Below are 17,286 nucleotides of genomic sequence, written 5' to 3' on the forward strand. Positions count from 1 at the left end.
GTCTCGGCTCGCCCGACAGGCGGCCCCTTGCTCGTCGACGACCGTCTTGGTCGGCGTGCGGGTGGCTCCGTCAGCGCCCTCGCCGGCCGGTGCTACTGCGCCGGCCGCAAGCGGTCACGTGCGTCCCAGAGCGAGTCGGTGAACTGGTCCCAGTCGCAGAGTGGATCGTGCTGCTGGCGGACGACGTCGAGCACCTCGTGGGCCCGCTGCAGGCGGCCCTCGGTCCGTTCGCGCTGGACCTCGGCGGGCAGGTCGGACCAGATGGTGTCGAGCCCCCAGGCGGCGTTCAGCGCCGCGACGAGTTCGCTGCGGAAGCCGGGCCAGTCCGCCGGGTCGTCGAGCTCTCGCGCGAGCGTGACGTAGTAGACGAACTGATCGCGCTCGACGAACGCCGCCGACCCGAACACCGCCGCATCGTCGTGGTCGAGCTCAATCCAATCGGACGCCTCAGCCATCGCACCTCTCCGAACCGATCGCTGTCAACCATGGCAGCGATGTCTGGTCACTGCAGCTCGAGATACCGATCAGCTGTGGAAGACCAGCCACCTCCTCCCACAGCGATGCACAAGGAGCGCTCACCCATGACCGCCTACCGCATCCATGTCACTTTCCGACCTCCTCGAAGACAACTCCCTTCACGAACCGAAACGGAGACACACCAATGCATCACCAGATCCAGCTGGGCGGCCGGGGCGGCCGGGCGGGTGTGTGATGTTGAGCGTGAAGAAGATCCTGGCGGGCCGCGGGGCGGTCCACTATTACCTGGACCAGACCCGCCGCGGCCTTGCCGACTACTACCTGCCCGAACCCGACGGCGACGGTGCGGTGGGGGAGCGGCTGGCCGCGCCAGGCTCGGCGTGGTGGGGAGGCGGCGCCCAGGCGTTGGAGCTGGATGGGCCGGTGGAGCGGGCCCAGTTCGTGCCGCTGTACGCCAAGGGCGTCCGACCTGAAGGCGGCTATCTCGGCCGCAAGTTCCGCACCCAAGAAGACGCCGCCCAGACTCGCGCCGACCGGCTTGCTGCGACCGAGCAGACTCCCGATCCGTTCGAGCGGTGGCAGGCCCGCCAGCAGCTGGCACGGTCGGGACCTCAGGCGTCAGTGGCAGCGTGGGACGCGACATTCTCGCCGGTCAAGTCGGTGTCGTTGCTGTGGGCCGCAGGCGACCGCAACATCCAGCAGCAGACCTGGGCCGCACATCTCGCGGCGGTCGACGCCGGGCTCGGCTACCTGCAACAGCATGCGGCGTTCGTGCGTGCCGGCCGCAACGGCATCCGCGTGCTCGACACCGACGGGCTGGTCGTCGCCCGCATGAACGAGTGGACCTCCCGCGACGGGGACATGCAGCTGCACACCCACTGTCTGATCCTCAACCGCGCCCGCACCACCGAAGACGGCCGGTGGCGGGCGCTCGACGGTCGGGCGTTGCTGGCGGCGAAGGTCGGTGCGGCGGCGATCTATCACCGGGTGCTCGAAGCTGAGCTGAGCCGCCGGCTCGACGTCGCGTGGCGTGACCGGCCAGATGGGCTACGCGAGCTCGACGGCGTCTCGGACGAGCTCATCGAGGCGTTCTCCACCCGACGGCGGGCCATCACCACCGAGGTCGACCGGCTCGCAACTGCCTACCAGGACCGCTACGGCACCCCACCACCCGCGGCCGTGCGCCACCGCATGGCCCAAGACGCCACGCTCGCGACCCGCCGTTCCAAGCGCGATCCGACACCCGACGAAGCGCTCGACGCATGGGAGGCCACCGCCCGCCGACACGGCACCGACCTGGCCGCCCTGCCGCACCAGGTCGTCGGCCGCAGCGCACCGGGCGCCCACCACCAGTCGACGCGTGACGAACTGGGGCTCCTGCTCGAACGGCTCGCCGACACCGACCGCGCCAGCTTCACCCGCCACGACCTGCTCCGCGTTGCCCTCGACGTCGTGGAGGTCGGCACACAGCCCACCGCCGAACTCCGCGAGCACGCCGATCGCCTCGTAAACCGGCTGCTGGCCAGCGAGCTGGTCGTGGCGGTGCACGCCGACGATCCGCTCGAGGTCGGTGACAACTTCCGACGGGCGGATGGCAGCTCGGTGTTCACCCGTCACGCCCGCCAACGGTGGGCGTTGGCCACCACGCTCGACCGCGAGGCATGGCTGCTAAAGGTCGCCGGAGAACCTTGCCCCCTGAGCGTCGACGAGGGCACGGTCACCGACGCGGTGCGGCGGCACCGTCTCGGCGGCGACCAGGCCAGCGCGGTCCGTGAACTGCTCGAAGCGGAGCAGCGGATCGGGCTGCTGGTCGGTCCGGCCGGCGCTGGCAAGACCCGCACGTTGCGTGCCGTGGTCGACGCCTGGCAGGCAAGTGGCGGCAACGTGGTCGGGCTGAGCGTGTCGCAAGCCGCCGCTGAGGTGCTCGCCACCGAAGCGCAGGTCCGGGCGGAGAACACCGCGAAGTGGCTCTACGAGACACGCCGTGGACACTGGCAGACCCCCGCCCGTCCGCTGCTGTTGATCGACGAAGCGTCCATGATCTCCACCAACGACCTCGTGGCGCTCGTCGCCCAGACCCGGCAAGCCGGCGGAAAGGTCCTGCTCGTCGGCGACCCCGCCCAGCTGTCCGCCATCCGCATCGGCGGCGCGTTCGACCTGCTCGCCGAACGGCACGGTGCCGCACGGTTGCGCGAGATCCGCCGGTTCACCAACGCCTGGGAAGCCGAGGCGAGCCTGCTGCTGCGAAACCGTGACCCGCAAGCGATCGACGCCTACGCGATGCGCGGCCGGATCCACGGCGGCCGTCTCGACGAGATCGAGACCGCGCTGTTCGACGCGTGGAAGGCAGACGCGCTCGGCACCGACGAGCACGGGCAACGCGAGTCGGTGCTGATGATCGTGGCCACCAACGAACAGGCCGCCATGCTCGGCGAACGCGCCCGCCGCGCACTCATCGCCGCCGGTCACGTCGCCGACGGGCCGACCGTGACGTTGGCCGACAACCTGGCATCGGTCGGCGACCATCTTGTCACACGTCGAAACGACCGCCGGCTCACCTCCACTGACGGTGGTTGGGTCGTCAACGGCCAGACCTGGACCATCACCCACATCTATGCCCACGGTGACGCCGACGTGATCCGTCACAGCGACCGCGCCAGGCTGCGGCTGCCCGCTGACTATCTCGCCGTCCACGCCCACCTCGCCTACGCCACCACCGCGCATCGTGCTCAAGGCATGACCGTCGACCGGGCCCACGCCGCCGTCGATGCCGAGACCACCCACCAGCAGCTGTATGTGGCTGCCACCCGCGGTCGGCACAGCAACGAACTGTGGGTCGCGCTCGACTCCGACCGCGACCTCGTCGCCGACGACACTCACCTGCCCGACCCGCATCAGCTGCTCGCCCGCATGCTGGCGCGGCGCGATCCTGATCGGCTCTCTGCCCATCAGCTCGCCGACGACAGCCAGCGCGAGATGCACTCCCTTGCACGGCTTGGCGCCATCTTCGAAGACGCCGCACGGCGCATGACCGGCAGCTGGCTCGCCGCCCGGCTCGCCGACCGCGGGCTCGACCGCGCCGTCGATGAAGCCGAATGGGGCAGCCTGCTTGACCGTGTCCGCCACCTCGCTCTTCAAGGCCACGACCTCGACCAACTCTTCGACCAGGCGATCGCGATGCGTCCCCTCGACCAGGCCCACTCCGTCGCTGGGGTGCTCCACTGGCGGCTCGGACAACTCGCCGAGCAGACCCCGCCGACGCGTCGACCGGGCCCGCTGCGCTCGCTGCCCACCGTCGACCCCGCAGACGAACATGCCGCACTTGCGCGGACGGCAGGGGAGCTCATCCGTCACCGCTGGCAGCACATCCGTGCCCAGCTCGCCGACACCGACCAGCTGCCGGCCTTCGCCCGCACCCTCGGCCCTCGGCCCGCCGATCCGGCCGAGCGCCGCTCGTGGCTCAACGCCGCCACGACCATCGTCGCCTACCGCGAGCGCTACGACCTACCCGGCCACGTCGAGCTGCTCGGCCAGCGTCCCGGAGCACTGCGCCCCGACGCCCAAGCGGCCTACGACCACGCCCTCCACCAGCTCGACCTTCACCTCGTCCGCCCCTACCCCCGTCTCGATCCCACCGAACGCGACGTGCTCCGCCAGCAGCTCGACAGCGCCATCGACAACGTTCCCTTCAACCCTCAACAGTTGCAGGACGAACACTGCGCCGCAGCCGACAGCCGCCGTGCCTGGACCGCTGCCAGCGTGCCCGACCGTCCGCAGCGAAGAGCTGACTACGAGCAACATCTCGCTGCTGTCGACGCACTCGAAGCGGCCGCATCCGCCCACCAGCAGGCCCGACAGCAACGCGCCGACCGTGACGACCAGCGACGACGGTTCGGCATCGGCATCCGCCGTGCACAACGGAGCTGACAACCATCACAGATGGGCTCGCAATGGGCGTCTCGGCGCGGCGCCGCGGTAGGCGGATTGCCTAGGCTCCAAGTGATCCCCGTCGGCGGGGAGTATGTCGGTCGCGATCACGGAGGTGGACATGCCTGCCGGACGGCGCCCATGCGAGGTCGACGGCTGCGACCGCCCCCGCACCTCCCGTGGCTGGTGCTCGGCGCACTACGCACGCTGGCGAACCACTGGGGACGTGCAAGCGGACGTGCCCGTAAAGCAGTTTCGGATCGATCGGCGCTGCAGCATCGATGGCTGTGACCGCCCCGTACGGCTACGAGCAATGTGCTCGCTGCACTACACGCGCTGGCGCACCGGTCGGCCGCTCACCGCGCCGCCCGGCCCCAACGCAAAGTGACGATGGGGCCGGCCCGATGCCGGCCCCATCGTCGAGGGTCAACTCTCGCAGCCCACGCCGTCGCCGTCACGGTCCAGACGCGAGTGGTAGCCCGGGTCGCCCCGGTAGACCGGTGCTGCGCCGGCGTCGCGGGCTTCAGTGCAGTTCGCGAACGTGCCGTCAGGCATCGACCCCGGCCCGGACGGATCCGGCTCCGGTTCGGGCTCAGGTTCCGGTTCGGGCTCCGGTTGCGTGGGCATCGGCTGCGGTTCCGCCGGCGGGTAGTCCGCGTGACCCTCATCGACGAGCAGCGCCATGAACCGCGACAGGAAGGTCGCCATCTGCGCTCGCGTCACCGCGCCGGCCGGGTTGTAACCGGCGCCGGTTCCGCCGGTCAGCCCCGCGGCCGCCACGGCGTTGATGCTGGCCTCGTGCGTGTCACCGTTGTCGTCGGCGAAGTAATCCGCACCGGAGGGCAGCGGCTCGCCGGTGCGTGCTTCCCAGGCGCGTGCGAGGAACGTGGCCATCTGTGCGCGGTTGACGGTGCCGGCGGGGTTGTACCGGCCGCCGCCGACGCCCCCGATCACCTCGAGGTCGGCGAGTTGATTGATGCGCAGTTCGTGGGCGTTGCCGTTGTCGTCGTCGAACGCATTTGGCGGTGACGGCGGCAGAGTGGCGCCGGTCAGGTCGATCGCGCGTGCGACGAACGATGCCATCTGATCGCGGGTCACCGTGCCTGCCGGGGCGTAGGTCCCGTCACGGTTGCCGGCCGTGACCCCCCACCAACCGATGCATTCGATCGACCGCTCGTGCGTGATGCCGTCGATGTCGGGGAACCGGCCGGTCGTGGTGTCCTCACATGCCGGCTCGATCGACTGTGCATCGGGCGTCGCCACCGGCTCGGAGTCGGTCGAGGCGTAGGTGCGGCCGGTGTCGCCGGCGACAGTGAAGCTGCCATCCGTTTGGGCGGTCAGGAGGATGTCGCCGTCAGCGACGGACCCGTCGGCGTTGCCGGTACGGAACACGGTCGCGCCCGCGGTCTGCCAGTCATAGGTGACGTTCGCCGACGGGTGGCCATAGCTGTTGGCACCGACGGTGAAGATCGCGACCTGCGGATCCAAGGTGGCGATGTAGGTCGGTGAACTCGACGTGTCCGAGCCGTGGTGGGAGACCTTGACGGCTTCGACCTGACCGATGTCGTCGGCGGCCGCGGTCTCGACGTCGCCGTGCGCGTCGCCGCAGGAAGCGAGGTCGAACTGGCCGTACGAGATCGACAGGCAGACGGACCGGTCGTTCTCGTCCGACACGGCCACCTCGTCGGCTGCGGTTCCGTCGGTGCCTGCAGACACGACGTCGAACGTGACGGCGCCGCACAGGTCGAACTCGTCGCCAATGTCGACCGGCTGACGCAGACCGGACGTCGTGACCCACGCGTGGTAGTCGGCGTAGGCCTGCGAGCCGGCCGCGGTGGCGTCACCGCCACGGTCATAGACGACGTCGAGGTTTACGCCGGCGGCGGTGCCGATGTCCTCGACCGCTCCGAAGTGGTCGACGTGGTAGTGGGACACCGCGATCCACATGAGATCGTCACGGGCCTCCCACTCGTCGAGCAGTGCGAGGACCTCGTCGTCGGCGCCGCGGTTGGCGTCGACCAGGCCGACCTCGCCACAGGGGCCCCGGTACACCGCGGTGTCGCCGTTGCCAGTGTCGAGGTAGACGACTTCAAGGTGGTTGGTGGCGACCGCTGTGGTCGTCGGTACGAGTGCCGCGAGCATCGCGGTGATGAGCATGACGGAAAAACGGCGTCGCAAGAGTGCCCCTTATCCCCGGTAGTGAGTGTGCCCGAGACAATAGATCAGTGGGCGACACGCGGCTCCCCCAGCGCAGAGTCCCGATCCCTGTGTCGGCCCCGGTCGCCGAACCCTGCCACGTCAGAAGTGGTGGCGATACTCGGGGCCGTCCTCGACGAACACAACACGGGCATGGGAGTGGCAGGCAAGCGGTCCCCGATGACCTCTGGGTGCGCTGGCCAACGGTCGTAACGCCGCAGCAGGCGAATTGGCTGCCTGCCCACAGCCACGTGTAGGCAAGAGGCTTACGAGATCCCTCGTCTTCGGCTAGGCACGGTTCGGCATGCAGGTACTTGTCGCCGGTTGCCGATCGAACCGGTCTGCGGGCATCGAGCGAGATCCCTACCGACAGCGGTCCTGCGACTGCGACTTCTTGACGAACGCGCTCCTGTGGTGGCACTCGCCCGGCTGGCGTTCCAGCCCGCTGCATCCCACGTCCACGGACCTGCTCGATCCACGGATGTACCTTCCCGGCGATGCCCGGGGCTGGTGATGGCCAACTCCGCGGGAGCGCCTGGTGCCGAGGTGAGGGGCTACAACACAATAGCGCCATGCGCAAACAGCGCATTTGCCGCCCGGCAGCTGCTACGTCACGCATCGGGCTGCCAGCTCAGCGGCGCATTGCCCGCCGCCTCGGGCCTCCCTGTTCTTATGTTGACCGAGAACCGGTGAACGGAGCGCGCCTTTGCGCGCTTCGGATCCCAGAGCAACGCGTACGAGTCAGCCACATTGAAGTCTATACCAAGATGCGTTATGTAGGAGGTCTCGAGCTTCCTTATAAGCGATGGTAGGCCGTATCGCGGAAACTGCTTAAGCTTCGTATTCTCAACCGGCTGGAAGTACCTAATCAGGAGAGCCTCGACCGCATCGAGCGCGTTCTTTGGATCTTCCAATGCACCACCGAAGTTAGTCAGTAAATCCTCCGATGCAGTTGCTATTTGTTCCAAGGTTTTCGGTCCAATGCTGCCATGAACCTCGGCACCCGCAAGACGGAGGTCGGCGATCATTACGCCAACGTGCTGATCTGGGTGATAGTCGTGAACTTCGGCAAGAATCTTCTGCAGATGCTCGTGGCCTTGCTCAATCCTATCTATAGCTGAACGCCGTTTGTCCCGCCCGTAAGCCTGCCCTACATATACAATCGAGTAGGTGAAGAATTTCTTGATTGTATGTTCATACCAGAATCTCTCCCGCTCAGCCGCTGACGCAAAGTTGGCGCGAAGGAGAGCTCGGACCAGGCTAATTGCTGCGTACTTTTTTTCGATTCCCTCGGATGAGCGGTGAACAACGTGATCCTTCACGTGCCGCAACTCTCCTCCGCCGAGCAGTTGCCTCGGTACGCGTACTGTTCGAGGCTTCCAAAGTCCGCCGTTTTCGAACTCTGTCCTGACGATCCACGTGCCATCCGTGCCATCCGTGTCATCTACGGCGATTACGCGCACGCGGGGCCCCAAGGCAACCAAGTAGATGTGGTTGCCGCGCTCCAGCGCAACCTCTTTTAGCTCCTCTGAGTAGATCTCAGAAGACATGAGTGCGCGACTCGTATCGTTTCGAACCACTACCAACTTGGTCAGCATATTCCTCCAACTGCTCCTCGCCCCCTGCTGCCTCGTTCCGGCGAAGATTACCGCGGCCTCTGGCTGTGCGCCGCGGGGCGGCGGGCACTCGGCGACCACTTCAGGCTGTCCTATCGAGAAGTGCGGCGCGTGTTTGGTCCGCGAGTCCCTGATGAAGCTGCACCCCCATCGGCCCGTGTGTCGGCCCTTGCGCAGCGAACAAAGGGCTCGGGTTCTGATTCGAACAGTGGCGGGTTCGGTCCCTCAGGGCCCGCGGTTGCCGCAGTGGCCCGAGGAGTAGTTGTCGCAGTCGCGCTCGGTCTTCTTGATGAGCAGATTTCATCGCCTCAGCCCGCCTTGAGTAGCCGCCGTTAGGGGTGAAGCGAGAGCCTTGGCGTGCCATATCGCGGGCGTGCGAGTCAATGAAGACAGGCCGCACGTACGATGTCGTACCCAGTCGAAGAACGCTTCAAGCGACTCCTGATCATCGCCGACGAGCGACCCTACGGCGATGGTGTGCGCGACGACGCGGGCCGCTCGCCCATCAACCGGATTATCAACCCGGCTAGACACACAGCACAGCACTAAGCGTCACCTCACAGCGCTGAAGCTGGCGACAGGGTGCTATTGGTGTGGGCGCTGCCCACGGTGCAGTCGGTGTTGGCAGTGGGTTAGTCGCTCGGCGAAGTAGTCGAGCACGCGGTGTTGCAGGGCGTCGGTGCTGGCGCGGTGGGCGAGGATCGTTTGGAGGTGCTCGATCATCGCTGGGTTGGTGCGTGCTTGGTGGCTGAGTAGCTGCGTCAGTGACGTGGTGAGGCCGGAGGCCTGCGCTGGGGCGGCCATCTTATGCTCGACCCAGTTGGCGAGGTCGGTGAGGTCGGTAGTGGCGGGTGTGTCGATGTTGATGCGGCTGATCCGGTCGGCGAGTGCGGCGAGTTCGTCGAGGATCGGCCATCCGTCGCGGTTGACGACCTCGACATGCGCCCTGTCCGGCGTTGCGGGCGAAATGTTGACTTCAATGAGCGAGCGTCGTGCGTCGCCGTCTCGGCAGTGAAGCTGGTTGCCCTGCCGTCGTAGGTCGAGTTGCCCGTCGGGGGGCCAGGGGGTGCGGCCGAGTTGGGCTTCGAGCCGATCGAGGAGTTCGGCGGCGGTATCGAGGGTTGTGCCGGTGGGGAGTGCGAGCCTGAGGTGGCGGTCGGTGGGCGGGGCGATGGTCAGTGCCCAAGGGTGCCAGGCGTGGGGGCCGGCCAGCCGTGCGGGGTAGCTCTCGTCGGGGCGGAGCCGGGGGAGGATGTCGGCGGGTTCGGCGAATCCGACGCAGCGGCCGACCGCAGCAGACGGGGCGGTGTCGGAGGCCATCGGCCGCTCCTTCTAGGCGACTGCAGTTCCGGTGGCGGGGTGGGCGTGGCGGATGTCGACGGCGAGTTGGGGGAGGCAGGCTTCCCAACATGCGCGCAGCTGGTCGGTGAGGTCGAGGTGGGGCCACTCGGCATGTAGTTGCGGGAAGCTGAGGTGCTGCTCGATCGAGGTAGCAGGGCCAACTTCGAGCCAGATGGGCAGCACGGCACGGCGGATGTGCACGTCGGCGAGGTCGGCGTGTGTGTGGCCGACGATGTTCGCGACCCTGTCGGGTAGCCGCACTTCGCGCCACGCACCGGGGCGGAGCCTCAGCTGATCGGGGACGGCTTCGCTGCCCGGAAACCAGATTTCGCGGCTGTAGCCGTCCGTAGGCAGCACCGTGTCGCCGACCTCGCTGCCGGTTGGCCGGGCGGCCTCAGGGGAGGTCTGGTCTGCAGCCGGGCGCGCTGTGACCGCGGGCAGGCGGGCGGACCAGTTGGTGGCGTCGAGGATTTGGCGGGTGGTGGCGGCGGCGGGGCCGTGGATGCGTCGGTGCTGTTCGAGCACGTGGGTGGGGACGTGACGTCGCCAGCGGGGCTGCTGGTAGTAGGCGTGGGTGGTGATCAGTGCGGGCGGGTGGTTGCCGGTGAGCATGACGGCGTTGCCGTGGGGCAGGGTGCGCAAGAACGCGGGTGGGGCGACGTCGATGCGTTCGGACCCTTCCGAGACCGACAGACCGCCGTCTGGGGCGGCCGAGATGGTGGAGGAGGCGACCCACTGATCACCGATTAGGTCGGACAGCAGTTTGAGGGTGTCGAGATCTTGGGTTCCTGGGAGCCACACGGTGGTGGTGTGGTTGGCGATGACGGTGCGTTCGGCTTCGCCGTAGATGGCACGGATCTGGGCGCGGTCCTGCCAGATCGTCATCAGCGTGATGCCCTGCCCGGCGCCGGTGGACGCGATGGTCGGCAGGGTCTTGAGCGGGGCGATGTTGCCGGCTTCGTCGAGCATCATCAGCAGCGGCGGGCTCAACGGTGCGCCTTGCAAGATGTTGGCGGAGAGCTCGACGGCGGTGCGGTAGACGGCCTGGACGAGCGCGACGAACAGCGGCCGCAGCTCGGCCTGTTCGTACTCGGGCGCGACGAGGTAGAGGGTGCCGTTGTCTTTGAGCATCTCGCCGATCGACAGGGCATTGTCGATATCGCCCGGCGTTGCCGAGGTGGCTTGCTTGACGCGGGGGGAGCCGAATGCACGGAAGATGGCCATGGCGGTGCCGAACACCGATCCGCGCGTTTCGTTGGGAAGCCCACGGATCGCCTCCCACGAGGCGCGCGCATCTTCGTCCTCGAGCTGGGTCAGGATCTTGGCGACATCGTCGAAGGCGCCGCGATCGACCCAGTGCGACACATCCGACATGCGGCGGCCGGTCGTCGCGGCGGCGAACAGCATGGGGGCGAGCAGCTTGGTCGCCAGGGTCTCCCAGAACTTGGCGTTGTCGTGGTTGTCGGCGACCGCGGCGGCGTCGGCGAGCCACCCGGCGGTGCGGGTCGCATCCGCGAACGTGGTGGAGGTCAACAGCGGTGACCAGCGGATCGAGTCGAGCCCGGTCGCGCCGGTGGGGTCGAACAGGTAGGTCGGGCCGAGTTGGGTGCGGCGGTCGACGGTGAGGTCGTAGACGTCGCGTTTGACCGAGGTGACCAGGGCGGGGCCGTCCCAGCGCAGCAGATTTGGCACGACGAGTCGGCTGGTCTTGCCGGTACGGGTCGGTGCGATGGCCATCACCGATGTGCGTGCGGGGACGAGCACGTCGTGATGTTGATGGCTGCCGATGATCAGACGGCCGGCGGCGGCAGGTTCGTCATGGTTGCCGGCGGGTGGGGCGGCCAGCAGGTCGCCCAGGTCGCGGCGGCGGGCCCACACCCGAGAGCCGATCCGTTCGGCGTGGCGTTGCCGGTGCCGCCATCCGCTACGCCACTCGAACCAGGCACGCCCGGCCCGCATCGCCACCGCCAGTGTGGCGATGGTGAGCAGCATGGCGATGGCGGCGGGACGCCACCACACGTCCACGCTGTCGGCGAGTCTCGAGTCGGCGTGGTTGGCGGCCAGGTCGACAAGGGCGGCGGGCATGTCGAGCACACCGACCTCAAAGCGGCTGCCCGCGAACAGAGCTTCGATGTGCAGTGCGGTCCAGGCGATCGTGGAGACGGCCAGCACCGTGAGCGCGGCGGCCAGCGCGAGCATGGCCCACACGATCTCGAGCGCGTTGGGACCGCCTGCGGTGAGCTTGCCCGAGCGCGGTAGTGGCGGTATGGGGTTCACGGCCGCCCCCGCTCGTCCAGTGCGGCCGCCATTTGGGTGTCGGTGTCCACCAGGAGCTGCTCGGCGGGGGAGAGCAGGTGGTCGACGAGGTGGGTGGTGCGTTGCTCGCCGTTGACCACCCACAGGCCGCGGCCACGACCGAGCCGGGTGGCCAGCCGTGCCTGCAACGTGTTGAGCTGGAGCACGTCGCGTAGCAGCGGCTGTTCGCCGGAACTCTGGCGGTAGATGATCCAGGTGCCGGCGTCGGCGATGACCCCCTCGGCGAGCGCGCGGGTTGCCGTGTCGGCGTTGCCGGCGGCGGCGGTATCCGAGAGACGATGCAGGACGTTGACCACCGACAGCGACAGCGCGCGAGAAAGCTTGGCGTTGGTCTGCAGCCAGCGGGCGGACGCTTCGTCGGACAGCAGCGCCCAGGCTTCGTCGTTGACCTGGAACCGGCCGCGCCCGTCGGCGGTGTCGCCGGCCAGTTGCAGCCAGGCGGCCACGGCGATCATCACCAGCGGCAGCAAGGGGCGGTGGTGGCGGTAGATGTGGCGGATGTCGACCACCGTGAGCCGACCGAGCTGGTCGGTGTCGAGGGTGGTGGGTCCGGCGAACATGCCACCGAGATCGCCGTGGGGGTCAACGAGTCGGGCGGCCGCGAGGGCAAGTTCGCGTGACTCGTCGACGACCCGGGCCGGGTCCATGTTGAGCCGGCCGGCGACGTGGCTGTCGGGTGCGATCATCGCCTCGGCAACCATCGGCAACGTCACGGTCTGCCCACGACCGCCGACCCGCAAGTGGTCGTCGAGGTCGGTCAGTTCCAGTCCGGCAACCCGCGCCAGTGAGGCAGCAGCCAGGACCAGCTCCAGTTGCCGGCATGCCCGTCCGAGCACGGCTTCGAGCAGTGCACGCAGGGTGGCGAGGTTTCGGTGAAACAACTCGGTCGGGGCGAGCCGGGCACCGGCCGTGCCCGGGTCGAGCGGGTTCAGGACTACGTCGCCGCCCGGACGCAGATCGATCGGGACGGTGCCGGCGGCGTCGGCGAGTGGGCCGTACTCGCCTTTGGGGTCGATGATGTGGGCGCCGCGGCCGAACTCCAGCCCTCGCCATACGAGAGTCTTGACCAGCGATGACTTGCCCGCCCCGACGTCGCCGAGCACGAGGATGTTGGGGTTGGACAGCTTGCCTTGGGCGTAGCGGACCCACGGGTCGAAAGTGAACATCCCGCCGGTTGCTGACGGTCCGATCAGTATCCCGCCGGCGTTGGTGGCGGGTCGGGAGGCGACCTGGAATGGATAGACCGCTTCCAGGTGGCCGGTGGCCAGCTCAAGTGGCGGTACAGGGGTCTCGTACAGGATCCTTCCGGCGAACCGGCGTCGCTGACCACGGCGGCCGCCGAGCCCGCGGTAGCGGGCGGCGGTGGCCCGCTTCTGGGTGAGCTCGTCACGGCGTGCTGCGGCACGCTCGCGTTTGGCCGCTGCGGCGTCGGGCCGGCCGCCGGCAGGGGTACGGGCGGTGGTGGCGATCCGCCGTAGTCGTCGTGGCGGGCGGCGCATTAGCGGGCCCCCCGACACAGCGGCAGCGTGAACGACGCGGCCTGGCGTTGTGTGCCGACCAGACGGCGCAGCTCGAGCCCGCAGCGGCGGGCGGCCGTCTCGACCTGCCCGACCGCGATGTCGAGCTCGGAGATGGCCGGCGCGGTGATGGTGATGGTCCACACGAGCCGGAACACCGCCCGGCCATCGACCAGATCGGCTTCACGCTGCGCGGCGTCGCCGTGGCTGCGCCGGTGGCGGGCGGAGGCCGAAAACCCCCACCGCTGCCGCAGGGCCTGTTCGGATTCGGCGGTGACCTGTTGGGTCTGCGCCCGCCGTTCCGCCGTTTGTGGTGGGGTGGGGACGTACAGCAGCGACATGCGGCGTGTGGCCGGCACACCGATGAGTAGATGTTGGAGGAACTCGCCGGTGACCGGCCGTGATGGCGGACCGGTGACCTGGCAGGTGGCGGCCCAACCGGACTCGAGGCGCAGCGCCGTCCAGGACTCGACCATGGCCGCGGGCCCGGCCGCGGTCGCATCGCAGCCGGCCCCGGTGTTGACGTCGTCGCCGCGGGCGTCGAGCTCGCCGGCCGCGGCCGGGTCGAACCCGGCGCGGAGCACGGCGGCGAGCTGTCGGGCGGGCAGCCATCCGTGGACCTCGATCCCGGCGCCTGCCAGGGCCGGTTCGAGCTGTGCGCAACGGTCGAGCAGCACGGTGGCGGCGCCGTCACGGCCACCGCCGGCGTGGCGGATCTGCCTACGGGCGCCACGCCGGTCCAGCGCCACCGCAAGCAGTAGCCGGTGCTGCTGGCCGGCCGTCGCGGCCGTCTCGAGCAGCTGCCGATACGAGGCGGCGGTCGCGTCGTTGCCGTGGCCGCCGTGCTGGCCGTGCCAACCGGTGGTCGGTCCTGCAGTCGCTGGGGCGCACAGGTGCACCAGTTGCAGTCGGACCAGCTCGGGCATCGACTGGCCGATGTGGTCGAGCAGGCTGCCCCACCCGGCGAAGCGGGCCTGTTGCTCATCGCCGTCGAGAAACAGCAGATCGTGGCCCGACACCTCGCAGATGGCGACCAGCCGGTCGCGGTAGGTGTCGATCACGATGCCGTAGTCGGCGACGGTGGGGCTGGCGACACTCGCCCGCGGTTGCGTGGCGGTGTAGGCGTGCAGTTCGAGCCCGAACAGCTCGCCGGGTAGATCGAGCACGCCGGCGGGCAGCGGCGGGTTGGCGAGATCGCACGACGCGTAGAACTCGTTGTTGCGGGTCGCCTGCCGCCACACGAACCCGACCGCAACAGGCAACCACTCCACCAGCGCCCGGCCGGCAACCTTGACGGCGGCCGCCGCGATCAGGCCGACGATCAGAAGCCCACCCGCCACGACCGCGGCCGGCGACGGGCGCGCCACGACGACGATCAGGATCACGCCTGCGCCGCCGAGCGTGATCAATCGTGACAGCGACAGACCAAACAGCAGCCCGACCGCCGGGCGGGCAGGGAAGCGGTAGGTCGGCAGCTCAGTCACGACTGGCCCCCAGCTGGCTCGCGAGTGAACGCCCCGCCCCAGCCCTGCTCAGCCCTGCTCGGCGACGTCGACGGTCGCTGCCCTTGTGTCGGGGAGCCGGCCGACGACACGGCAGCGGACATCCGGCTCGACGAGCCAACCTCGGTGCGAGCCGTCGTCGGCGCCGCGGACGACCCGGACTGTGCAACCGCAGGACCGGATGCCGCGGTCGCGGACGAACCACCGCCCGTGCCGACGTCGGGCCCGCTGCCACCGGCCGAGCCCGCGCCCGCGCCGGGGCCCGGCCCGTCGCTTGCGGACCCTGTACCGCCTCCACCGCCACGGCCGCTGGCGGCTGCGGCCCCTGCGGCCGACGCGCCGGTGGCCGCGGCGAGCAGTGCGCCCTTGGCGGCCATGATCCCGGCCCCGGCAGCGACCACCCGGGAGCCGCGGGTCATCGACTGCACGGCCGTGTGTAGCTCTGGCAGGCCGATGATGCGGGCCAGCGCGGCCGGGGCGAGTGCGGCAAGCAGCAGTCCGAAGGTGCCAAAGATCAGCCGGTCGACCCCTTGAGGCTGGCCGATGACGGTGTTGGTGACCGCGAACATGGTCAGGATCGCCGCGTCGGCGAGCAGCACCGCCAATCCCAGCGCCCACGTACGGACCTCGACGCGCCGCATCGGCGTCCATACCCCCAGGGCGTGGGCGATAGGCAGGAACACGATCACCGCCGCAAGCAGCACCGGCCGCATCGCCAGGGTGAAATAGATCGCCAGGGAGGTGAACACGATCACCAGCCCGGCCAGGAACGCGATGAACAGCTCCGCGCCCGCCTCGCGCTGCTCGGCGGTGTCCATGAGCACTTCTTGCAGCGGCACAAGTGGCGCGTCCACTCCGGCGCCCGACGCATCCAGCGCGATGCGGCCAATTTCGGACAGGGCGCCGCCGATGGCCAGCAGCAGCCCGGCACCGATGGTGGCGAGCATGCCGGCGACGATCGCACGAATGACGGCCTGCACGATCCGGGTCGTATTGCCGGTCACGATCCCGGCGATGGTTTCGGCGATCAGCGTGGCGACCATCACCAGCGCGGCCAGTGCGTACAGCGGCAGTGCCGGCCCCTCGAGCACGGGCGTGTACCAGTCGGTCGTGGTCGGCGCCGTCGAGGCCTGCAGCGCCACCAGATCCAGCGCCCAAAAGGCCCCGCGCAGCACCCACGCGGTCAGCTCCCCGCCGGCCTGACCGAGAAGCATCTGCGACCACTCGCCGCCAGCCCACGCCGCGCCGAGCACCCCGCCCAGGGCGATGACCCCGACCACCACGAACGGGATCGCCCCCTGCTCGTCACGCAACCCGCGGCAGCTCACGAGGTCGGCTCCACGAGCGCGAAGTCGGGTAGCGGCAGTGGCAGCACCGGCGCGGCGTCACGGACCATGGCCCGGGTACGGCCTGGCGCGGACGGGCTGTCGTACACCATCGGCACCGGGCCCTCGACGGTGTCGAGCGTGGTGACTCGCCAGGTTCCGGTGGTGTCATCGGCGACAAGCTCGACGGTTGAGGTGGTGAACACCGCACCGCCGTTGTCGCCGACGCCGACCAGCGTCATCGCCCACACCTCAACGCTGGCGGTCAGCGCCTGCGGATCGAACGCCGTGACCCGTACCGCGAGTGGGGAGAGGTGATACATCCGTCGTGAGGCGGGCTGCTCTGCCCAGCCTGAAAGCTCGAAGTTGGTCCGGGCCGTCTCGACCTGCCGCGCCTGCAGCTCGGCCTCCGCCGGTGTGAACATCGCCTTCGCGATCTGGGTAAACCGTTCCGGGTCGAACGCGAACTCGGCCTGGCCGGTAACGCCCACGACTGCAAGTGCTGCGGATGCGGCCCCGGGGCGGTCCAACGCGAATCCCCAAGGCACCCCCTCGACCAGCTCAGCCACCTCAAACCCCGACCCGTCGGCCGTGGTGTTGGCGGGTGAGGTCTCGACCGGGGCGGCCGTGTCGGGTGTGCCGATGCCGCGCACGACCAGCCAGCCGCCGCCGACCGCCAGCACCGCCAGCAGCAGGCCGGCACCAACCAGCCACACGGTCTGCATCCGTGTCCGTGTTCCGTAGTCGTCTGCCATCGCTCTAGCTCCCCAACCGGAAACCGGTGTTGACGATCGCGACGGCCGCGCCGATCACGATCGCGCCGACAAATCCTCCGATGACCATGAACCGGCCCCAGGTCACCCCTTGGGTGTGGGCGCGGTTGGCGGCCAGCGCCCATGTCGCGCCCCCGACGACCACGACCCCGGCGGCGAACAGCAGCCCCGCCAAGGTCAGCCCGTTGAGCGCCGAGATGAGCTGGTCGTAGTTCGGAATCCACTGCGCTCCCCGTGACGGGTCGAGCCCAGGGACCGGGTTTGCCTGTGCAAGCACCGTCACCACGGCGCACCTC

General features: G+C 69.0%; 11 protein-coding genes. 1 reads left to right on the forward strand and 10 read right to left on the reverse strand.

From position 1 onward, the window contains the following. Nucleotides 1-92: 92 nt before the first annotated feature. Entirely contained in the window at nt 93-455 is a 363-nt protein-coding gene (locus tag ACERMF_RS03690; RefSeq protein ID WP_373667671.1) for a hypothetical protein, read from the reverse strand. A 256-nt stretch (nt 456-711) separates the two neighbouring features. Between ACERMF_RS03690 and mobF the strand changes: the two genes are divergently transcribed. Next, a complete protein-coding gene (gene mobF / locus ACERMF_RS03695) occupies nt 712-4,404 on the forward strand; it encodes a MobF family relaxase (protein WP_373667672.1) in 3,693 nt (1,230 codons plus the stop codon). A 426-nt stretch (nt 4,405-4,830) separates the two neighbouring features. On the opposite strand, the gene ACERMF_RS03700 is transcribed toward mobF, so the two are convergent. From ACERMF_RS03700 to ACERMF_RS03740, 9 genes are all read right to left on the reverse strand, one after another. Further along, nucleotides 4,831-6,582: an excalibur calcium-binding domain-containing protein gene (locus ACERMF_RS03700; protein ID WP_373667673.1), complete on the reverse strand. Its 1,752-nt coding sequence runs from the start codon at nt 6,580-6,582 to the stop codon at nt 4,831-4,833. A gap of 629 nt (nt 6,583-7,211) precedes the next feature. After that, on the reverse strand, nt 7,212-8,297 hold the full coding sequence (locus ACERMF_RS03705; RefSeq protein WP_373667674.1) for a hypothetical protein: 1,086 nt from the start codon (nt 8,295-8,297) through the stop codon (nt 7,212-7,214). 504 nt (nt 8,298-8,801) lie between these two features. Next, nucleotides 8,802-9,536: a hypothetical protein gene (locus tag ACERMF_RS03710; RefSeq protein ID WP_373667675.1), complete on the reverse strand. Its 735-nt coding sequence runs from the start codon at nt 9,534-9,536 to the stop codon at nt 8,802-8,804. Nucleotides 9,537-9,548: 12 nt separating this feature from the next. Then, entirely contained in the window at nt 9,549-11,834 is a 2,286-nt protein-coding gene (locus tag ACERMF_RS03715) for a type IV secretory system conjugative DNA transfer family protein (RefSeq protein ID WP_373667676.1), read from the reverse strand. Next, nucleotides 11,831-13,372: a helicase HerA domain-containing protein gene (locus tag ACERMF_RS03720; protein ID WP_373667677.1), complete on the reverse strand. Its 1,542-nt coding sequence runs from the start codon at nt 13,370-13,372 to the stop codon at nt 11,831-11,833. Before ACERMF_RS03720 ends, ACERMF_RS03715 begins: the two co-directional genes overlap by 4 nt. Then, complete coding sequence (locus ACERMF_RS03725; protein ID WP_373667678.1) at nt 13,372-14,874, reverse strand: SCO6880 family protein; 1,503 nt, start codon at nt 14,872-14,874, stop codon at nt 13,372-13,374. Before ACERMF_RS03725 ends, ACERMF_RS03720 begins: the two co-directional genes overlap by 1 nt. Further along, on the reverse strand, nt 14,871-16,145 hold the full coding sequence (locus ACERMF_RS03730) for a hypothetical protein (protein ID WP_373667679.1): 1,275 nt from the start codon (nt 16,143-16,145) through the stop codon (nt 14,871-14,873). The genes ACERMF_RS03725 and ACERMF_RS03730 overlap by 4 nt, the downstream gene beginning before the upstream one ends. A 71-nt stretch (nt 16,146-16,216) precedes the next feature. Further along, the gene (locus ACERMF_RS03735; protein ID WP_373667680.1) at nt 16,217-16,942 is read right to left on the reverse strand and encodes a hypothetical protein; all 726 of its coding nucleotides are present in this window, start codon (nt 16,940-16,942) and stop codon (nt 16,217-16,219) included. Between the two features lie 34 nt (nt 16,943-16,976). Further along, nucleotides 16,977-17,276, reverse strand: coding sequence for a hypothetical protein (locus tag ACERMF_RS03740; RefSeq protein WP_373667681.1), 300 nt, complete (start codon nt 17,274-17,276; stop codon nt 16,977-16,979). Nucleotides 17,277-17,286: the final 10 nt, after the last annotated feature.

Source organism: Egicoccus sp. AB-alg6-2 (genome assembly GCF_041821025.1).
In the GTDB taxonomy this organism is placed as follows: domain Bacteria; phylum Actinomycetota; class Nitriliruptoria; order Nitriliruptorales; family Nitriliruptoraceae; genus Egicoccus.